At 61.7% G+C, this 16,963-nt stretch carries 19 protein-coding genes; 4 read left to right on the top strand and 15 right to left on the bottom strand.

Annotation, left to right across the window (positions count from 1 at the left end; translation table 11 throughout):
• Position 1: 1 nt before the first annotated feature.
• Together Q7J58_RS01065 and Q7J58_RS01060 are read right to left on the bottom strand one after the other, a co-directional pair.
• Complete coding sequence (locus Q7J58_RS01065) at positions 2-1,651, bottom strand: dual specificity protein phosphatase family protein (RefSeq protein WP_304822165.1); 1,650 nt, start codon at positions 1,649-1,651, stop codon at positions 2-4.
• A gap of 51 nt (positions 1,652-1,702) precedes the next feature.
• Positions 1,703-2,110 carry a hypothetical protein gene (locus Q7J58_RS01060; RefSeq protein ID WP_304822163.1) on the bottom strand — a complete coding sequence of 136 codons (408 nt, stop codon included), beginning with the start codon at positions 2,108-2,110 and terminating at the stop codon, positions 1,703-1,705.
• Between the two features lie 156 nt (positions 2,111-2,266).
• Between Q7J58_RS01060 and Q7J58_RS01055 the strand changes: the two genes are divergently transcribed.
• The gene (locus Q7J58_RS01055) at positions 2,267-3,196 is read left to right on the top strand and encodes a 2Fe-2S iron-sulfur cluster-binding protein (RefSeq protein ID WP_304822160.1); all 930 of its coding nucleotides are present in this window, start codon (positions 2,267-2,269) and stop codon (positions 3,194-3,196) included.
• A gap of 50 nt (positions 3,197-3,246) precedes the next feature.
• Here the strand turns inward: Q7J58_RS01055 and greB are convergent, their stop codons facing one another.
• The 10 genes from greB to Q7J58_RS01005 all read right to left on the bottom strand — a co-directional run bounded on the left by greB (position 3,247) and on the right by Q7J58_RS01005 (position 11,429).
• Positions 3,247-3,804 carry a transcription elongation factor GreB gene (gene greB, locus Q7J58_RS01050; RefSeq protein ID WP_304822157.1) on the bottom strand — a complete coding sequence of 186 codons (558 nt, stop codon included), beginning with the start codon at positions 3,802-3,804 and terminating at the stop codon, positions 3,247-3,249.
• A gap of 80 nt (positions 3,805-3,884) precedes the next feature.
• The gene (gene soxB, locus Q7J58_RS01045) at positions 3,885-5,609 is read right to left on the bottom strand and encodes a thiosulfohydrolase SoxB (RefSeq protein ID WP_304822154.1); all 1,725 of its coding nucleotides are present in this window, start codon (positions 5,607-5,609) and stop codon (positions 3,885-3,887) included.
• 119 nt (positions 5,610-5,728) lie between these two features.
• On the bottom strand, positions 5,729-6,379 hold the full coding sequence (soxX, locus tag Q7J58_RS01040) for a sulfur oxidation c-type cytochrome SoxX (RefSeq protein WP_304822151.1): 651 nt from the start codon (positions 6,377-6,379) through the stop codon (positions 5,729-5,731).
• Positions 6,380-6,394: 15 nt separating this feature from the next.
• Complete coding sequence (soxA, locus tag Q7J58_RS01035; RefSeq protein ID WP_304822148.1) at positions 6,395-7,207, bottom strand: sulfur oxidation c-type cytochrome SoxA; 813 nt, start codon at positions 7,205-7,207, stop codon at positions 6,395-6,397.
• A 77-nt stretch (positions 7,208-7,284) separates the two neighbouring features.
• Positions 7,285-7,596 (bottom strand): thiosulfate oxidation carrier complex protein SoxZ, encoded by a 312-nt coding sequence (gene soxZ, locus Q7J58_RS01030; protein WP_304822145.1) that lies wholly within the window; start codon positions 7,594-7,596, stop codon positions 7,285-7,287.
• A 58-nt stretch (positions 7,597-7,654) separates the two neighbouring features.
• A complete protein-coding gene (gene soxY / locus Q7J58_RS01025) occupies positions 7,655-8,110 on the bottom strand; it encodes a thiosulfate oxidation carrier protein SoxY (protein ID WP_304822142.1) in 456 nt (151 codons plus the stop codon).
• Between the two features lie 37 nt (positions 8,111-8,147).
• Positions 8,148-8,477: a c-type cytochrome gene (locus tag Q7J58_RS01020; RefSeq protein WP_304822221.1), complete on the bottom strand. Its 330-nt coding sequence runs from the start codon at positions 8,475-8,477 to the stop codon at positions 8,148-8,150.
• 117 nt (positions 8,478-8,594) lie between these two features.
• Positions 8,595-9,686 (bottom strand): c-type cytochrome, encoded by a 1,092-nt coding sequence (locus Q7J58_RS01015; RefSeq protein ID WP_304822139.1) that lies wholly within the window; start codon positions 9,684-9,686, stop codon positions 8,595-8,597.
• Positions 9,686-11,029, bottom strand: coding sequence for a sulfite dehydrogenase (soxC, locus tag Q7J58_RS01010; protein WP_304822136.1), 1,344 nt, complete (start codon positions 11,027-11,029; stop codon positions 9,686-9,688). The genes Q7J58_RS01015 and soxC overlap by 1 nt, the downstream gene beginning before the upstream one ends.
• A complete protein-coding gene (locus Q7J58_RS01005) occupies positions 11,022-11,429 on the bottom strand; it encodes a metalloregulator ArsR/SmtB family transcription factor (RefSeq protein WP_304822218.1) in 408 nt (135 codons plus the stop codon). Before Q7J58_RS01005 ends, soxC begins: the two co-directional genes overlap by 8 nt.
• A 397-nt stretch (positions 11,430-11,826) precedes the next feature.
• Between Q7J58_RS01005 and Q7J58_RS01000 the strand changes: the two genes are divergently transcribed.
• The 3 genes from Q7J58_RS01000 (at position 11,827) to Q7J58_RS00990 (ending at position 14,110) form a co-directional block, all read left to right on the top strand.
• On the top strand, positions 11,827-12,129 hold the full coding sequence (locus Q7J58_RS01000; RefSeq protein ID WP_304822134.1) for a c-type cytochrome: 303 nt from the start codon (positions 11,827-11,829) through the stop codon (positions 12,127-12,129).
• An 11-nt stretch (positions 12,130-12,140) separates the two neighbouring features.
• Positions 12,141-13,421 carry an NAD(P)/FAD-dependent oxidoreductase gene (locus Q7J58_RS00995; RefSeq protein WP_304822131.1) on the top strand — a complete coding sequence of 427 codons (1,281 nt, stop codon included), beginning with the start codon at positions 12,141-12,143 and terminating at the stop codon, positions 13,419-13,421.
• Positions 13,422-13,495: 74 nt separating this feature from the next.
• Positions 13,496-14,110 carry a c-type cytochrome gene (locus Q7J58_RS00990; protein WP_304822129.1) on the top strand — a complete coding sequence of 205 codons (615 nt, stop codon included), beginning with the start codon at positions 13,496-13,498 and terminating at the stop codon, positions 14,108-14,110.
• A 199-nt stretch (positions 14,111-14,309) separates the two neighbouring features.
• Here the strand turns inward: Q7J58_RS00990 and Q7J58_RS00985 are convergent, their stop codons facing one another.
• The 3 genes from Q7J58_RS00985 to Q7J58_RS00975 form a co-directional block, all read right to left on the bottom strand.
• Complete coding sequence (locus tag Q7J58_RS00985; protein WP_304822126.1) at positions 14,310-15,551, bottom strand: MFS transporter; 1,242 nt, start codon at positions 15,549-15,551, stop codon at positions 14,310-14,312.
• Positions 15,552-15,603: 52 nt separating this feature from the next.
• A complete protein-coding gene (gene fba, locus Q7J58_RS00980) occupies positions 15,604-16,671 on the bottom strand; it encodes a class II fructose-bisphosphate aldolase (RefSeq protein WP_304822123.1) in 1,068 nt (355 codons plus the stop codon).
• Between the two features lie 178 nt (positions 16,672-16,849).
• Positions 16,850-16,963 (bottom strand): phosphoglycerate kinase (locus tag Q7J58_RS00975; RefSeq protein WP_304822215.1); only part of this gene is annotated, 114 nt, incomplete at its 5' end.

The following is a 16,963-nucleotide window of genomic DNA, read 5'->3' as shown; positions in this document are numbered from 1 at the left end:
TTCAGATCAGTCGACGCAGAATATCGGCTTCGTAATGGTGCAGAAAAGCCAGCTGTTCGTCACTCTGGATATACCCGGGGTTGATCTTGCGCAGTCGGTCAATGGCGGCTTCGGCACTCAAGCCCCCATCGCGCACCAGCCAAGTCGCCAGCACCAGACCCGTGCGGCCCAACCCGGCTTTGCAGTGCACCGCCAGCACCTCGCCCGCTTCCATCAGGCGCTGCATGCGCACCAGCAGCATGTGCATTTGCGAGGCCGAAGGCGCCTTGCGGTCAAAGATCGACAAATGGGTGTTCTTGAGGCCATAGCGGGCCAGCGCGTCTTGGTCCATGTCGTCCTCAGTGAGCGTGATGAGATGGGTAATGCCCACCTGGCGCAACAGCATCAGATCGTGGTCCACAGGCGCGACCACACCCGGTTGCGGCGTGCCGGCCAACATGCCCGGTACGGCCCAACGAAAACCTTGCGGCCCACGCGACTCACTGACAAACACCTTGCCCACCGTGCTGGCCAATTCAACCCCCTGGCGCATAGGCAACGGCAAGGGCGTTGGCACGCGTGCAGACGGAGCCGCTGCCGCACCCACGGCAATGGCGTCGGCCACCAGCGGTGCGCCACTGGGCCTGGGCACGGCGGGTGCGGTTGACGCCGACAACACCGGTGCAGGCGCGGCAACCGGGGAAGCAACGGCCGGTGCAGGTACTGAAGCCGGAAGAGGTGCCGACACCCGCCCGGACATGCGCGGCAAAATCAGCGGTGGAAAGAACGGGGATTGGGGCAAGGCGGCAGGGCTTGCGGTAGGCAGAGCGGCTGCAGCGGTGGACAGCACGGCTTCTGGCGGCAAGGGCGGCGGCAGAGGTGTACCTGTCTCCAGGTCACCCGGATGGGCGTCGGGCGACGGGAGCGACAAACTGCCGGTTTGCACGAATTGCCGCACCAGATCGTTGGCAGGCTGGGTGAAAAATGCTTCCACGGGCTGCTGCGCCAGCACCCGCCCGCCCCCCAACAAAACCACTGTGGTGGCCAGTGCACGCGCCTGTCGCTGGTTGTGCAAACTGACCAACAACTTGCAGCGAGCGCCCAGTTCACGCAGCCACTGCACCATGGCGTCGGCCTCAAACCCCTTCAGACCAGCGGTAGGTTCGTCCACCATCAGCAAGCGCGGCCGTGTCGCCACCTTCATCAGTACCAAGGTGGTGCGCTGCATGCGCGGCGTGCAGTTCATCAGCGTGACATCCAGCTGATCCACCCAGTCGGCCAAGCCGTGTTCGGCCAGCAAGGCTGCCGCCCATGCACGCCACTCGACCATGCTGCGCTGACCGTCGGCCGGCAAGGCATGGCGCAAGACCTGCAACAGGGTTTGGTCCAGCAAGCGCACCTGCTGCTGCACCAACGCTGGCCGGTTGTTGGGCCCCAAAGGCTCTCCGCCCAAACTGGCCGAACCCCAGGTGCGGTGCATGGCATGGCCTTCGTACAAGCCCGCGAGCGTGCGAAGCAACGACGACTTGCCTGTTTTGACAGGCCCCATCAGCACATCAATGCCCGACGGGGACAGTTGCAACGTCACATCTGCCAGCACCACCCGCTGTCCAAAAGCCACACCAAAACGGTGCAGGGACAAACCAGCGTACGGAGGCGAATCAACCTGCATGTTGTTGCAACATTTTTTTAAAGGAGCCTGGAAGAAAAAAACCCTGTCCCATCAGAAACAGGCTTCCAGCTCGGGCATGGCCATGCGCGCTTTGGTCAAGGCCATGCCCAGGTTGGCCGACTTGCGGCAGACAAACACCGCCACGTAATCGGGGTAGCGCTTGCCCCGCATGAACACATGCAGCAAGTTGTCGCTGTTGACGATGATTTCCTGAAAGTAGTGGTGGTTGTCGTTGGCCACACCGCGCGACTTTTTGAACAGTTTTTCAATCATCGACACGTTGGGGCCGGCAAACATGTCGGCGGTGGCCGCGGCCACCAAATCCAGAACCTCAGAGGGGTGAGAGTCCACCGTCTTGACGCCCAGCAGCATGCCGGAAGCGATGTCCACATATCCGGCGGCCAAACACTCCGGAATGGAGGCGGCAGCGGTGTTGAGTTGCTGGTTGAGTGTGCTCATGTTGAAATGCTTTATGAATATTTAAGTAATAAAAATTTAGACAGGCGCTCGGGTCGCTCGCCTCATCGAATCGGTTCAAAGCACTGTAATCTATCTTGGCAGCACAAGAATTCTGCTTACATTTTTTCGGTTTTTTCTCGTCGATTTTTACGATTTATGCCCGATATCTACCAAGTTCATCACACCCAACTGGGCACCATCCGAGTTCGTCCACTGGAAACCGTGCTTGAAGCCAGCCTGCGTTTGGGCTTGAACGTTCCGTTCTCGTGCCGGGGCGGCAGTTGCCACACCTGCATGATGCAAAGCACGGGCAGTCCCGTGCCGGCGCGGGCACAACGGGGGTTGACCCAGGTGCAAAAAGACCTGGGCCTGTTCTTGCCTTGCGTGTGTTACCCCGAGGCTGACATGCGCGTGGCGCCCAAAGGGTCTGCCACCCAGGCTTCGGCCACGTTGGCCGCCGGTCCGTCGCTGAAGCAACTTGACACGCAGGCCACCGGTCACCGCCGATCCGAAGTTCCAAGCCCACCTCAAGACCCAAGCCTGTGGGCCGAGTTGGGCCATGGCAAGCAGGTTCGGCAAGTGCTGGATGCTTTTTATGCCAAGGTGTTTGCCGACGAACGGCTGGCGCCTTATTTCCACAACACCACGCCCGACCATGTGGCGGGCAAACAGTACGCGTTTTTGTACGAGTCCATGACCGGGGACGATGTGTATTTTGGGGACAACCCCCTCAACGCCCACCACTGGATGGTGATTTCCGATGCATTGTTCGACCACCGCCAGCACCTGATGATCGAAACGCTCGAACAACACGGTCTGAGCGACGACCAGATCCGCCGCTGGACGGCGTTTGAGGAGCCTTACCGCCCGGACATCGTGAAGGAACAGGCAGGTCACCGCCAAAATCAAGGGCGGGTCGAGATGCGACAGGAAGGTTTTGCCGAAGAGGTCCTGGCGGTGGGGTCCATGTGCGACCACTGCGGAGCGGAAATCGAAGCGGGTGTCACCGTGCTGTACCACCAGCGGCTGGGTACCATCAGTTGCGCCGCCTGCCGCCCACAAGCCCTTCACGCCGAACAGGGCTGAAGCGGCCCCACCGGCTGCACCGTGGGTATACCGTGGGTACACCCACGGTATCAAGGTGTCGGATCCGGGTATTGAACCGCCAAAACCTCCAGCTCTTGCACACCGCCGGGCACCGCCAGCCGCACCACATCGCCGACACGGGCCTTGGTGAGCGCTCGCGCCACGGGCGACACCCAACTGATTTCACCGCGCGCACTCTCCACTTCGTCAATGCCCAAAATGGTGACGGTGGTGTCCTGCCCACTGCCATCGGCGTAGGTCACGGTGGCACCAAAAAACACCTGGTCGCCACCGTGGTGCACCGAGGCATCCACCACCTCGGCGATTTCCAGCCGCTGCGTCAAAAATCGAATGCGCCGGTCGATCTCGCGCAGCCGTTTTTTGCCATACAAGTAATCGCCGTTTTCCGACCGGTCGCCGTTGCTGGCGGCCCAGTGCACGATCTCCACCATTTTCGGACGCTCTTCGTCGATCAAGGTGAAGAGCTCCGCGCGCAAGCGTTCGTAGCCCACGCGCGTGATGTAGTTTTTGCCGGTGGGCGCAGGTGCGACCACCGGCAAATCGCCGTCTTCGTCTTGGTCGGACTCGCGGGTAAAGGCCTTGCTCATGGGGTTGGGTACCGGGTGGGCTCGTAAAAAGGCGCCTGAACTTTGCAGTCCAGACGCCGCATGGAACCCCTTTTGCCAGATCAGGCGGCTATCCCGGGGTTGCCTTCCATGCCGATGATGGTGGGGGTGTTGATTTTGACGCCTTTGATGACTTTTTTGTCGCGCAGGTAGCCCGACACCAAGTCCCAGATAGGCTCGCCCTGCACGCCTTCTTGCACCGAAGCCCAACCGGCCACTTTGTACTTTTTGTCGGCATCAATCGGCTTGCCCTTGAGCATCATGTTGTTGATGCGCTTGCCCGCGGCAGCACCGGGGGTGCAGCTGTACTGCATGCCGCCGATGCGCACCATGTCGCCACCCTGCTGGTAATACGGGTCGGGGTTGAACAGGTTGTCGGCCACGTCTTCCAGAATTTCCTTGATCTGTGTGCCGGTGAACTCGTTGAGCGTGGTGGCCGGGTAGGTCAGCGCCATCTGGTCCATCATGCGCTCGTAGGTGATCACGTCGCCGGGCAGCAGCGAAGTGCCCCAGCGCACACCGGGCGAGAACGACATGTCGGCACCCTTCACATCCATCAGCGCATCGCAAATGACCTGGTCCCACGAACCGTTGAAGTTGCCACGGCGGTACAGCAGGTCTTCGGTCACAGCCAGTTTTTCTTCCAGCTTGTCTTTGTAAGGCGCACGCACTTTGTCGATGAGCGCCTGCATCTCTTTGTCGGCCGGCAGCAGGTTGGAGAACACGGGCAGCAGCTTGTAGCGGAAGTCCTGCACCTTGCCGCCGCGCACGTCAAAGTCGAGCACGCCGAGGAACTTGCTGTTGGAGCCGGCGTTGGTCACCAGCGTCTGGCCACCGCTGTTTTTCACCACCACGGGGGCGGGCATGCCGTCGTGGGTGTGGCCACCCAGCACGGCGTCGATGCCGCGCACGCGCGAGGCCATCTTGATGTCCACGTCCATGCCGTTGTGCGACAGCACCACCACCACCTGCGCACCCTTGCTGCGGGCTTCGTCCACCATCTTCTGCATGTGCTCGTCCTGGATGCCGAACGACCAGTCGGGCACCATGTGGCGCGGGTTGGCAATGGGGGTGTACGGGAACGCCTGGCCAATCACGGCCAGCTTCACGCCGTTCATTTCGCGCATGGAATACGGCGCAAACACCTGGTCGCCGAAGTCGGACGTCTGAACGTTCTGGGCCAGGAAGTCGATATGGCCTTTGAAATCTTTCTCGACGATCTCTTGCACCCGCTTGGCGCCGAAGGTGAACTCCCAGTGCGGCGTCATCATGTTCACGCCCAGCAGCTTGCAGGCGTCCACCATGTCCTGGCCGTTGGTCCACAGCGAGGTGGCACTGCCCTGCCAGGTGTCGCCACCGTCGAGCAGCAGCGCATGGGGGCGGCTGGCCTTGAGCTGCTTGACCAGTGTGGCCAGGTGGGCAAAGCCACCGACCTTGCCGTAGGTCTTGGCGGCTTGCGAGAAGTTCAGGTAGGTGAATGCGTGCGCCGACGCCGAATTGGGCTTGAAACCATAATGCTTGAGCAAGCCCTCGCCCACGATGTGCGGCGGGCGACCCAGCGCCTCGGCCACACCCAGGTTCACGTTGGGCTCCCGGAAATAAATGGGCTGCAACTGAGCGTGGCAGTCGGTGAAGTGCAAAAAGCTCACGTTGCCGAACTTGGGCACGTCGTACAAACGCTCACCCGCGCCGGGAGCGGCAGCCAGAACCTCTTTGTGGCTGATGGCCAGGCCGGTCGCGCTGGCCACGGCAAGCACCTGCATGAATTCACGACGACTGAAGCTCATAAACATTCCTTAACAATTGATTACTGATATTTGCGTCAAATTTTTTTGCCGATCGGCCCAACCCGCCCAGGCGGGTTGGGCCATGCGCGCAGGTCAGGCGCCCTGCGCGCACCGTCCTGTCACTTGTTGACCGGCGAAGCGGGGTCGAGCAGCAGCGCCATCACGTGCTGAATCTGCTTTTCGCTCAAGATGCCCATGTGGCCTGCGCGTGGCATTTGCGAGCATGCGTTGTACGCGCGTGCGTTCCACAACTTGCCCCAGGTGTATTCGACGATGGCTTTGGAGGCGGCAGCGTTCGGGTCGGTCACGCCACGCAGCTTGCCGTAGTTGTACAAGCTGGGGCCGAGATTGCCGAAGGAAATTTCGGCTTGGCTGATCATGTGGCAGTTGTAGCAATTGCCGCCGTTGGCTGCGTCTGCCTTGTCGCTCCAGGTCAGGCCGCGACCGCTTTGGGCAATTTTCTCGCCTTCTTTCCAGTCGCCCAGAAACTTGCCGTCGCTGGGCCACTTCACGGTCTTGAGGTTGGCTTCTTCGATGGCCTTGGCCACCTTTTCATCCAGAGGCTTGCCCGCTACGTCGGCAGCGCTGCACTCGCGGTTGGCATCGTCTTGCTGCAGGCGGTCGAGCTTGGCAATGCCGCGGTCCTGAAACGAAGCTTTCACCACATCGGCGGTGATCTTGTCGTAGTCGGCACCCGAGGGTGAAGAGGTGCAACCGGCCAGCACCAGAGCAGCCAGGGGGAGAAGTGCGAATTTCATGGTGGTTTTCATGTCGGTGTCTCCTGATCAGCGCTTGATGGCCGGCACGATGGATTCGGCGGTCTTGGCGTTGACGCCCATGTACACACCCAAAGCGATGGTGGCGTCGCTGCCGAACTTGGGTTCGGGAAAGCGCTGCTGGCGGTAGCAGTCGTTCAAACGCAACTGCATGCCCCACATCTGGGAGTTGGACACACGGTAAGCAGGCCAGGCTGCAAACCCCACGCCATCACCCGGGTTTTTGGTCAGGTTGGGCAGATCTTGCAGGCGGATGCGCCCGCCATCCACGCCGTGGCAGGACGAGCAGGCAAAGTCGTGCGGACCACCGCGCGCGAAGAACAGGCGCTTGCCCACCTCAAACATGGTTTTCTCTTGCTCGTGTGCCTGAGGCAGGTTGAAGCGCATGCCTTTGGATGCGGTGGCCACATAGGTGGCCAGCGCCGTCACATTGGCCATTTCGCCTCGGCCAAAAGGTGTCTTGGCAATCTCGGCTGCGTTGAAACCCTGCAAGGTTTCCATGCAGGTGATCAAGCGGGTTTCGAGGTCCTGGACACGGCCGGTGTCGTTGAAATAGCGAGGCAATTCCACGAAGGCCCCCGCAATCACACCAGGGCCTTTGCCCAGATCGCATTGCTCCAGCGAGACATTCTTCGGGCCACGCTTTTGCTTCCAGAGCTCTTCGCCCTTCATTTCAAACAACTCGGCGGGATTGCCATCAGCGAGCATCTCGCGGTATTTGGCGATGCCCTCAGCGGCAGTGCCCTGTGCGTGTGCGGCGGTCAGCCCAACGGACATCACGGCAGACAGCACAAGCAGGCGTTTGGCCACGGATTTCTTCATCTGGAGTCTCCTTCTTTTGCAGTGAAAAATCAAAAACGGCCAGACTTTGCAGGCTGGCCGTTTGCACCATGCGCCAATCAGGCGATGGCGGCTTCGTCGGTGCGGGTGTCGCCCTTGTTATCGACCCACTTCACCACGACTTTGTCGCCCTTGGCCGCGCCCTTGAACTTGAAGGACAAGAAAGGGTTTTGCGACACGGCGCCGCTGAACATGGCCTTGAGCACGGTCTTGCCGTTGCTGGTGGCTTCCACATCCTGGATGTAGTGAGCAGGGATGGTGGCGCCGGCCGCGTCTTTGCGGGTGCCTGCTTCCATGGGGTGGGACATGAGCACGCGAACGGTGGTTTCATCGCCAGCGAGGGCGGCACGGATGCGCATCGGATCTGCCATGATGGACTCCTAAATTTTCAATGAATGGGTTGTGTGGTGAGCCGGTAGACGGGGGCTATCAGCCGCCGCAGCCACCCAGGGTCACTTTGGTTTCTTTGGTGGCCGAGAACAGCTTGCCGTCGGCCTTGACCACGGCAATCACGTTGGTGCTCTGGCCCATCTTCAAACGGGTTTGCACGTCAGCCACGGTACCGGCGGGAATCATGAAACCAGCCGACAGCGGCGTTGGGTTCTTCTCGACGATCAGGTACATCTCGGTGGTGTTGGGCAGCTTGCTGGTGGCGCCCACGGGCACCACGGCGCCGTTTTCAGCAATGTCGGGGGACACCACGGAAACCTGGTCGCTGGTGGCGGCGGTGCCACCGATGGCTTTGAGTGCGTCTTCCAACGTCTTGACCTGGAAGCTGGTGCGATCCACAGCGGCCTGGGCCTGACTCTGGGTGATGATGCCCAGCGACACCAGCGTGGCGAACGCCCCGGTGGTCTTGAGGGCGACACGGCGTGAGTTGTTCATGTTGAGCTCCTGGAAAAAAAGAAAAGGCGTTGAATATTTACTTGTCGGGGGCACCGGCAAGAATCCAGGCGGCGAGCAATTTCAGCTCGTCGTCTTTCAGATTGGGCTGTGCAGGCATGGGGATAGGACCATACATGCCAGAACCACCCGACTTGATGCGTGCAGCCACTTTGGCTTCGGCATCGGCTTGACCCTTGTGCTTGGCGGCCACGTCTTTGTAAGACGGACCGACCAGCTTCTTGTCCACCGCATGGCACGCCAGGCAAGCGCTCTTGGATGCCAGCGCTTTGGCCGCAGCAGCGTCCATTGCACTTGCACCCGTCACGGTCAGCAGCGTGGCGGCAGCGAGAACCAGTTGTTTCGTCATCAATTTCATAGCTTAAGGTCTCCTAGGTTGGAAGCGGGTTGGGGTTTACGAGTAAATGCTGATATTTTGAAGCACCAGCAGATCGGGAGTTCCAGACCAGCTGGGCTTGGCCCCGGTTTATTTGGCGCCGGCAGCGATCCACTGTGCGATCGCTTTGGCCTCGGCATCTTTCAGCTGGGGCTGGGCCGGCATCGGGACAGCACCATACACGCCCGAACCACCGTTTTTGATCTTGTCGACCAAATACGCCTCGGCGTCGGCACGGCCTTTGTGCTTGGCTGCGATCTCATTGAAGCCTGGGCCGACCACTTTGTTTTTCATGCCATGGCATGCGGTACAGCTGTTGGCATTGAGCAAGACTTTGGGATCGCTGCCACCGGCAGCCGGTGCAACGGCCACCACCACGGGTGCGGGCAATGCCGAAGAGCCTACAGGACCTTTGGGCGCTGGCTTGCTGGTATCGGCACCACGCACCGGGCCAATGATGCGGTTTTGCTCGGCGATGTTGCCGTGCGCGTCGCGGGCAAAGTCGGGCAGGAAGGAACGGATGGTGCTCTCCACCGGACAGTCCTTCATGCAGGCCACATTTTTCACGTCGCCTTTGCCGTTGGCTTTCCACAGCGGCTCATAGAACACCATGCCGTTGCGGTTGGGCATGCGCTTTTGCACTTCGGCGATGTTTTTATCGCTCAGGGTGAAGTCTGCGGGCACAATTTCTGCCAGGCTCAGAATGTAGGCGGTCACGCCATACACCTCGTCGGTGGTCAGGGTCTTGGGCGCGTTCCACGGCATGGCGCGGTTGATGTAGTCCCAGATGGTGGACAGCGTGGCCACTTTCATGAGCGTGGTCTTCTGGGGAAAGCTGCCGCCCTCTTCCAGGTTTTTCACGCGGCCGCGCTCAATGTCGGCCTTGGTGGTGCCGCCCACAATGGGGGTGAACACTTCGTTGGACTCGCCAAAGCTGCCGTGACAAGAGGCGCATTTGGCCTCCCACACTTCTTCGCCTTTGGCTACGCTGCCGGCGCCGGCAGGCAGGCCCTTGAAGTCGGGACGCACATCAATGTCCCAGGCCTTCACTTCGGCGGGCGTGGCGTCGCGACCGATGTTGTGCCAGGGCTTGGTCTGGGCCACGGCAGCGCTGGAGCCCAACAGGGCCAGCGCCAGAGTCACGACGGCTGCGGGGGTGGAGATTTTGAAGAGGGATTTCATCAGAACACCTGCACGTTGGAGACTTCGCCGTTCTCAGACACTTTCCAGGACTGAATGGCGTTTTGGTGGTACACGGACTTGGTGCCGCGAACGGCACGCAACTGGTTGATCTTGGGTTGCACATAGCCAGTGCTGTCGATGGCACGGCTCTGCAAGATGGCGGGCTTGCCGTCCCACACCCAGTCGATGTTGAAGCGGGTCAGTGCCTTGGGCAGCACGGGGCCTTCCATGCGTGCTGTGCGCCAGTTGCGTCCACCGTCCACGCTCACGTCCACCCGCTTGATGGCACCGCGACCCGACCAGGCCAGGCCCGTGATGTTGTAGAAGCCTTTGTCGAGCAGCGTCTGGCTGCCCGAAGGCGTGGTGATGACCGACTTGCATTCCTGAATGCCGGTGTATTGGCGGTGCGTGCCATCGGGCATGTGGTCGATGTAGTGAACCGCTTCGTCTTTGGTGGCGTACTTCTGATCGCCCACTTCAATGCGGCGCAGGTACTTGACCCAGCTCACACCTTGAATGCCCGGCACCACCAGACGCAGCGGATAACCGTTCTCGGGACGCAGCATTTCACCGTTCATGGCCCAGGCCACGATGCAGTCGTCCATGGCGCGCTCCATGTCGATGGTGCGGGTCATGGAGGAGCCATCAGCGCCTTCGGCCAACACGTACTTGCCCTTCTTCTTGTCAACACCGCACATTTCCAGCAGCGTCGACAGCAGCACGCCGGTGAATTCCGAGCAGCTGACCATGCCGTGGGTGTACTGCACCGACGGCAGGGCCACGTTGCCCCACTCGGGTGCCGAGTTGGCACCGCATTCAATGAAGTGGATGCGCGACACGCTGGGCAAACGCATCAGGTCGTCCATGGTGAACACGCGCTCGCGCTTCACCAGACCATTGATCATCAAGCGGTGCTTGCTGGGGTCAATGTCCCACCAGCCCTGGTGGTGACGCTCAAAGTGCAAGCCACTGGGGGTGATGATGCCGAACAACCCTTGCAGCGGGGTGAAACTGACCGAAGCTTGCGACACGCGGGTCAGGCCCGGGCTTTCGCGGCGCTGCAGGTTGGCCTCCCACTTGCTGGGCTTGCCGTAGCCTTCCATGGCCACGGGCTGACCCAGGCCCACGGTGTGCTCGGGCAGCTTCAAAATGACGTCCTCACCCTCGGCCGCCATGGCGCGGGTGGCGGCGGTGGCCGTGGTGGCCACGCCAGCGCCCATGGCCAGGGCTTTGCCCATGAAGCTGCGGCGCGCTTTGCGGGCCTCTTCAAGCTTTTCGGCACTCAGGTGATTCTCAGGCGCGGGGAGGACGCGCCCGATGACTTCGCTCAGGTCTTTAGACACTTGCTTTTTCCTTCTGGTTGAGGGGGTTTGTTTGAGGGGCCCGCGCCGACGGGCTTGGGCGGGGTGTCATGTCATCGACGAAATGGTTGAAACTCTCGCGGGCGCTGGCCGCACTTTCAATGCGACCGGCCACCTGCACCGACACCGAGCGGCACAGCTCGACATACATCGGATCGGCGACCTTGTAGAAAATCTGGTTGCCTTCGCGCCGGCGCGACAACATGCCAGCCTGGTACATCAACCCCAGGTGCCGCGATGCGTTGGCCTGCGCCAGACCCGTGGCCTTGAGGATGTCGTTCACGCAGCGCTCTTCCTGGCAGAGCGCGTGCAGAATGCGCAAACGCGTGGGCTCGCCGAGCACACTGAAATAGCGCGCCACAGACTCAAACACCTCGTGCATTTCATCCACCAATGGTTCTCCGGTCAGGTTTGATTTTGATCAACCAACTATATGATTGAATGCTGATATAACGATTAGTGTAAACCCGGATGCCCTCAAAATTCTGACAAACGGCGGCCATGGGCTTTGCCATTGAGCACAGAATCCGGTTCGTACCGCACACTTGGGGCATCCTGTTTTTTTGCGCAGTTCGGTGCTTTTTCAAGCTGACCTGACCCTGACTCGAACGCCTCGAAAATCGAAAAATCCGCTAGGGTTTTCACGGGCTGGAACCGCAGGGAGCGCGATGCTAGCATCAAACATCTAAATATGCGGAATTACTGATGTTTATAGCGGTTGCAGGGGTCTGCTACAGTTTTAGACGGTATTCAATTCAAACCAACCTCTGGAGATGACGATGGTCAAATCGATCAAGTGGCTGGCTGCGGGCGCCCTGTGCCTCGCCGCCGTGGGGGCGCAAGCCCAGGTCAACCAGGTGCGCGTCTGGGCCGCGGCCTGCGCCAACTGCCATGGCACCGATGGCCGGGCGTTGCAAGGCAACGAAGCTTTGGCCGGCAAGGACAAAGACGAACTGATTCAGAAGATGATGGATTTCAAGACCGGTCGCAAGCCTGCAACGATCATGCACCAGATCTCCAAGGGCTACTCTGACGAGCAGATCCAGCAGATCGCCGCCTACTTTGCCGCCCAGAAAAAATAAGGAGCCCCACCATGAAACGTCGTCAATTTGTACAAACGCTGGGCGCTGGCTCGGCTGTGGCTGGTCTGGGTTTGCTGGGCGGTTGCGCCGGCATGGGCGGCAGCAGCGCCAAAGTGGTGGTGGTGGGTGGCGGCTACGGTGGTGCCACCGCAGCCAAATACCTGCGCATGTTTTCTGACCATGGGATCGACGTCACCCTGATCGAGCCCAACGAGGCCTTCATCTCCTGCCCCATCTCCAACCTGGTGATTCAGGGCAGCAAGACCATGGCCGACATCACCACGCCCTACGACAACCTGACCAAGCGCCACGGCGTGAAGGTGGTGCGCGACATGGTGGCCAGCATCGACCCGGAAAAACGCATGGTCAAATTGGCCAGCGGCGGTGAACTGCCCTACGACCGCCTCATCCTGTCGCCGGGTATCGACTTCATGTGGGACAGCCTGCCCGGCATGGCCAAGGCCGGCGCCAAGGACAAGGTGCTGCACGCCTGGAAAGCTGGCGCGCAAACTGTGGCGCTGCGCAAGCAACTGGAAGCCATGCCCGACGGCGGCGTCTACGCGCTCTCCATCCCGCTGGCGCCCTACCGCTGCCCCCCCGGCCCCTACGAACGCGCCTGCATGGTGGCCAACTACTTCAAAAAGGCCAAGCCCAAGAGCAAGGTGATGATCTTCGACGCGAACGACGACATCCAGTCCAAGAAGGGCCTGTTCATGAAGGCCTGGAAGGACCACTACGACGGCATGATCGAGTACCGCCCCAAGCACAAGGTGACCGATGTGGACGCCACCACCAACACCTTGAAGTTCGAGTTCAACGACGACTTCAAAGCGGCTGTGGCCAACGTGGTCCCCAACATGCGCGCAGGCGACATTGCGGTCAAGACCGGTCTGGCCACGGCCAACGCCCGCTGGTGCGAAGTCGACTTCCTGACGTTTGAGTCCAAGGCGCACAAAAACATCCACGTGCTGGGCGATGCCATTCAGATCGCGCCGGGCATGCCCAAGTCGGGCCACATGGCCAACCAGCACGGCAAAACCTGCGCGGCGGCGGTGGTCTCGCTGCTGGCGGGCAAAGAGCCACCCAGCCTGCCCCTGTACGCCAACACCTGCTACAGCTTCGTGACCGATGAAGACGTTGTGCACGTGGCCAGCGTGCACCGTTACGACGCCGAAAAGAAGACGATGCTCACGGTGCCCGGTTCGGGTGGCGTGTCGAGCGCAGCCAGCGAACTGGAAGGTCGCTACGCGCACGCCTGGGCGCGCAACATCTGGGCCGACACCCTGGCTTGATGAACTTATTAAAGCGTCCCGGCACCGCACCGGGGCGCTTTTTTTTCATTCAAATATCAGTCAAAGGTTATGTCATGAACGCAGCCCGAATTCCATTTCTCAGCCGTGCACTGGTCACTGTTGTGCTGCTGGGCAGCTCAGGCGCATGGGCGCAGGCTGACGAAGCCCGCGCGAAGAAGATCGCGGGCGGCTCCTGCTTCCTGTGCCACGGCGCACAAGGGGAGTCCACCAGCGAGGTGTTCCCACGTCTGGCGGGTCAAAACGCCGAGTACGTGGCCAAGCAGCTCGATGCCTTCAAGACGGGCAAGCGCAAGAGTTCGGCCATGAACGAAATGGTGGCCAAGCTCACACCCGACGAAATGCTGGCGCTGGGCAAATACTACGAAAAAATGAGCCTGCCCCGCGAAGAGGCCAAAGACCCGCAGCTCGCCGCCATGGGCCGGTACGTGTACCACAACGGCAACAAGTTCAGCGGCGTGCCTGCCTGCGTGAGCTGCCACGGCATGAATGCCGAAGGTGCAGCCAATCTGCCGCGTCTGGCCACCCAGTTCTCGGGCTACATCCACACGCAACTGAAGTCATTCAACAAACGCGACCGCACCAACGACAACGTGGTGATGCACGTGGTGGCAGAGAAGATGACGGAGTTGGAGATGGCTGCTGTGGCGGAGTATGTGAGCAGCAAGTGACACGCCCCCACGCTCCGCCGCTGCGCGGGTCGCTGCCCCCCGAGGGGGCGCGAATTCAGCTTGGGGCGGCCCGGCGCTGAATCCAGCCCCCCGCGCCGCCTGCGGCGTCACCCCCCAGGGGGCGATGCGAGTGGCCCGGCGGAGCCGGTTCCGCCGCATCCTGGAACAAGACACGTCGCGCCGGCTGTCCAGCGGATCGTCAGCGTTGGCGTTTGCTTGAGCGCAGGCGCCGGTACAACCAGCCGGCGATGGCCAGGTTCAGCAGGTTCCAGGCGATGCCGTTGATGAAGGCGGCGTCGTAGCTGCCCGTGTGGTCAAAGATCCAGCCCGAGAGCCATCCGCCCAGCGCCATGCCGAGCAGCGTGGCCATGATGACCGCGCCGACCCGGGCCCCCACTTCCTGCAGCGGAAAGTGTTCGCGCACGATGATGGCGTACGACGGCACGATGCCGCCTTGAAACAGACCAAACAGGGCCGAGATCACATACAGCGGCACCATGCCGTCAAACGGCAGGAACAGCAGCAGCGCCACACCCTGCAGCGCAGAGCCCAGCAGCAGCGTGCGGATGCCACCGATGCGGTCACAGACAAAGCCTGACACCAGGCGGCTGACGATGCCGCTGGCCAACATCAGCGACAGCATCTCGGCGCCGCGCGCCGCGCCAAAACCCAGGTCGGTGCAGTAGGCCACGATGTGCACCTGCGGCATCGACATGGCCACGCAGCAGCCCACCCCGGCCACGCACAGCAGCCACTGGGCTCGCGAGGGGCTCAGACCGAACGGACGGTTTCGGTCCATGACAGGCGCAGACCCGGTCGGGTCCACCGGCACTGGCGGCGCCAGCGGCGGTCGCTGGCGCATGAACGCCGACAGCGCCAGCATGCCCAGGCCGCAGACCACGCCCATGATCGTGTAGGTGGGGCGCCAGCCGATGGTCTCGATGCCGTGTTGCACCACGGGCGGCCAGAAGGCCCCTGCGATGTAGTTGCCACTGGCGCAAATCGCCACCGCAATGCCGCGTCGGCGGTTCCACCACTGGGACGTATCGGCCAACAACGGTGCGAAGGTCGAGGCGCCGCCCAGGAGACCGAGCAGCCCGTGGGCCAGTCCAAAGGTCCAGATGCTGCCGGATTGCGCGGCCCAGACAAAGCCGCCCGCCACCGCCAGCGCGCCCAGCCAGAGCACCTTCATCAGCCCGTGCCGGTCGGCCATGCGCCCGGTCCAGATACCGCCCACACCCAGGCAGACCATCATGAAGGTGTACGGCAGCGAGGCACTGGCGCGGTCGATGCCGAATTCCAGCTGCACCGTGGGCAGCACCACCGACACCACATACATGCTGCTGTTGCCCAGCACCACCAGCCCCAGGGCCACCAGCAACCGCCAGGCCGCCTGGCGCGAATCAATCACCGACGGATCGGCGCGGAGGGTATGGTTCATCGGCGCACTCTAGCGCAGCGGCCTGCGTGCCGCTTGTCATGCGGGTTACTGCTCAGGCCACTTTCGCCACCAGCTCACCCTTGTCGTAGCGCTTCTGCATCGTCTCCAGGCTGTACACCTGCGTGATCTTGCTCGCCATGCCGGCGGCGCCGAAGGCTTCGTAGCGCGCCGCGCAAATGGCTTGCATGGCCTTCGTGGCTTCTTTGTAGAACTTGCGCGGGTCGAAGTTTTTGCGATCTTCGGCCAGGTGTTTGCGAATGGCACCGGTGCTGGCCATGCGCAGGTCGGTGTCGATGTTGACCTTGCGCACGCCGTTCTTGATGCCTTCGACGATTTCGTCCACCGGCACGCCGTAGGTCACGCCCATGTCGCCACCGTACTGGTTGATGATGGCCAGCCAGTCTTCCGGCACGCTGCTGGAGCCGTGCATGACCAGGTGCACATTGGGAATGCGCTGGTGAATCTCTTTCACGCGGTCAATGCGCAGCACCTTGCCGCTGGGCTTGCTGCTGAACTTGTAGGCACCGTGGCTGGTGCCGATGGCGATGGCCAGCGCGTCCACCTGGGTTTTGCTCACGAAGTCGGCGGCCTCGTCGGGGTCGGTCAACAACGAAGAATGGTCCAGCACGCCTTCGGCGCCGTGGCCGTCTTCTTCGCCGGCTTTGCCCGTTTCCAGCGAACCCAGACAACCCAGCTCACCTTCCACCGACACGCCGCAGGCGTGCGCCAGGTCGACCACCTGGCGCGTTACGCTCACGTTGTAGTCGTAGCTGGCGGGTGTCTTGCCGTCGGCCAACAGGCTGCCGTCCATCATCACCGAGCTGAAGCCCGACTGGATGGAACGGAAGCAGATGGCGGGCGCGGCGCCGTGGTCCTGGTGCATGCACACCGGAATGTGTGGGTACATCTCGATCGCCGCAGAAATCAGGTGGCGCAGGAAGGGCTCGCCCGCGTAAGAGCGTGCACCGGCCGAACCCTGCAGGATGACCGGGCTGTTCACCTGGTCGGCCGCCTGCATGATGGCCTGCACCTGCTCCATGTTGTTGACGTTGAAGGCCGGCAGGCCGTAGTGGTGTTCTGCCGCGTGGTCGAGCAGTTGGCGAAGGGAAATGAGGGCCATGGGTTGTCTCCAGACAGTGGTTCAAACAAAGAAAAGATGGGATCGGGGAGCCCCCATCCCAGCCTTCCCCCAGCGGGGGAAGGGGCGAATGCGGGGAATCTGCTGGCGGGCGCTTGTCCCCGGTGGGCTCCCTCCCCCTCTGGGGGAGGGCTGGGGTGGGGGCACGCCAGCCAAGGCATCAAGCCGCGCGCCGCGCCAGCAGCTCTAACGCCGGCAGCGTCTTGCCTTCCAGCACCTCCAGAAACGCGCCGCCGCCGGTGGAGATGTAGCCCACGTCTTTCTCAATGCCGTA

Origin of the sequence: Hydrogenophaga sp. (assembly GCF_030656115.1) — a bacterium.
GTDB lineage: Bacteria > Pseudomonadota > Gammaproteobacteria > Burkholderiales > Burkholderiaceae_C > Hydrogenophaga.
This window is presented reverse-complemented; position numbering and strand designations above follow the sequence as displayed.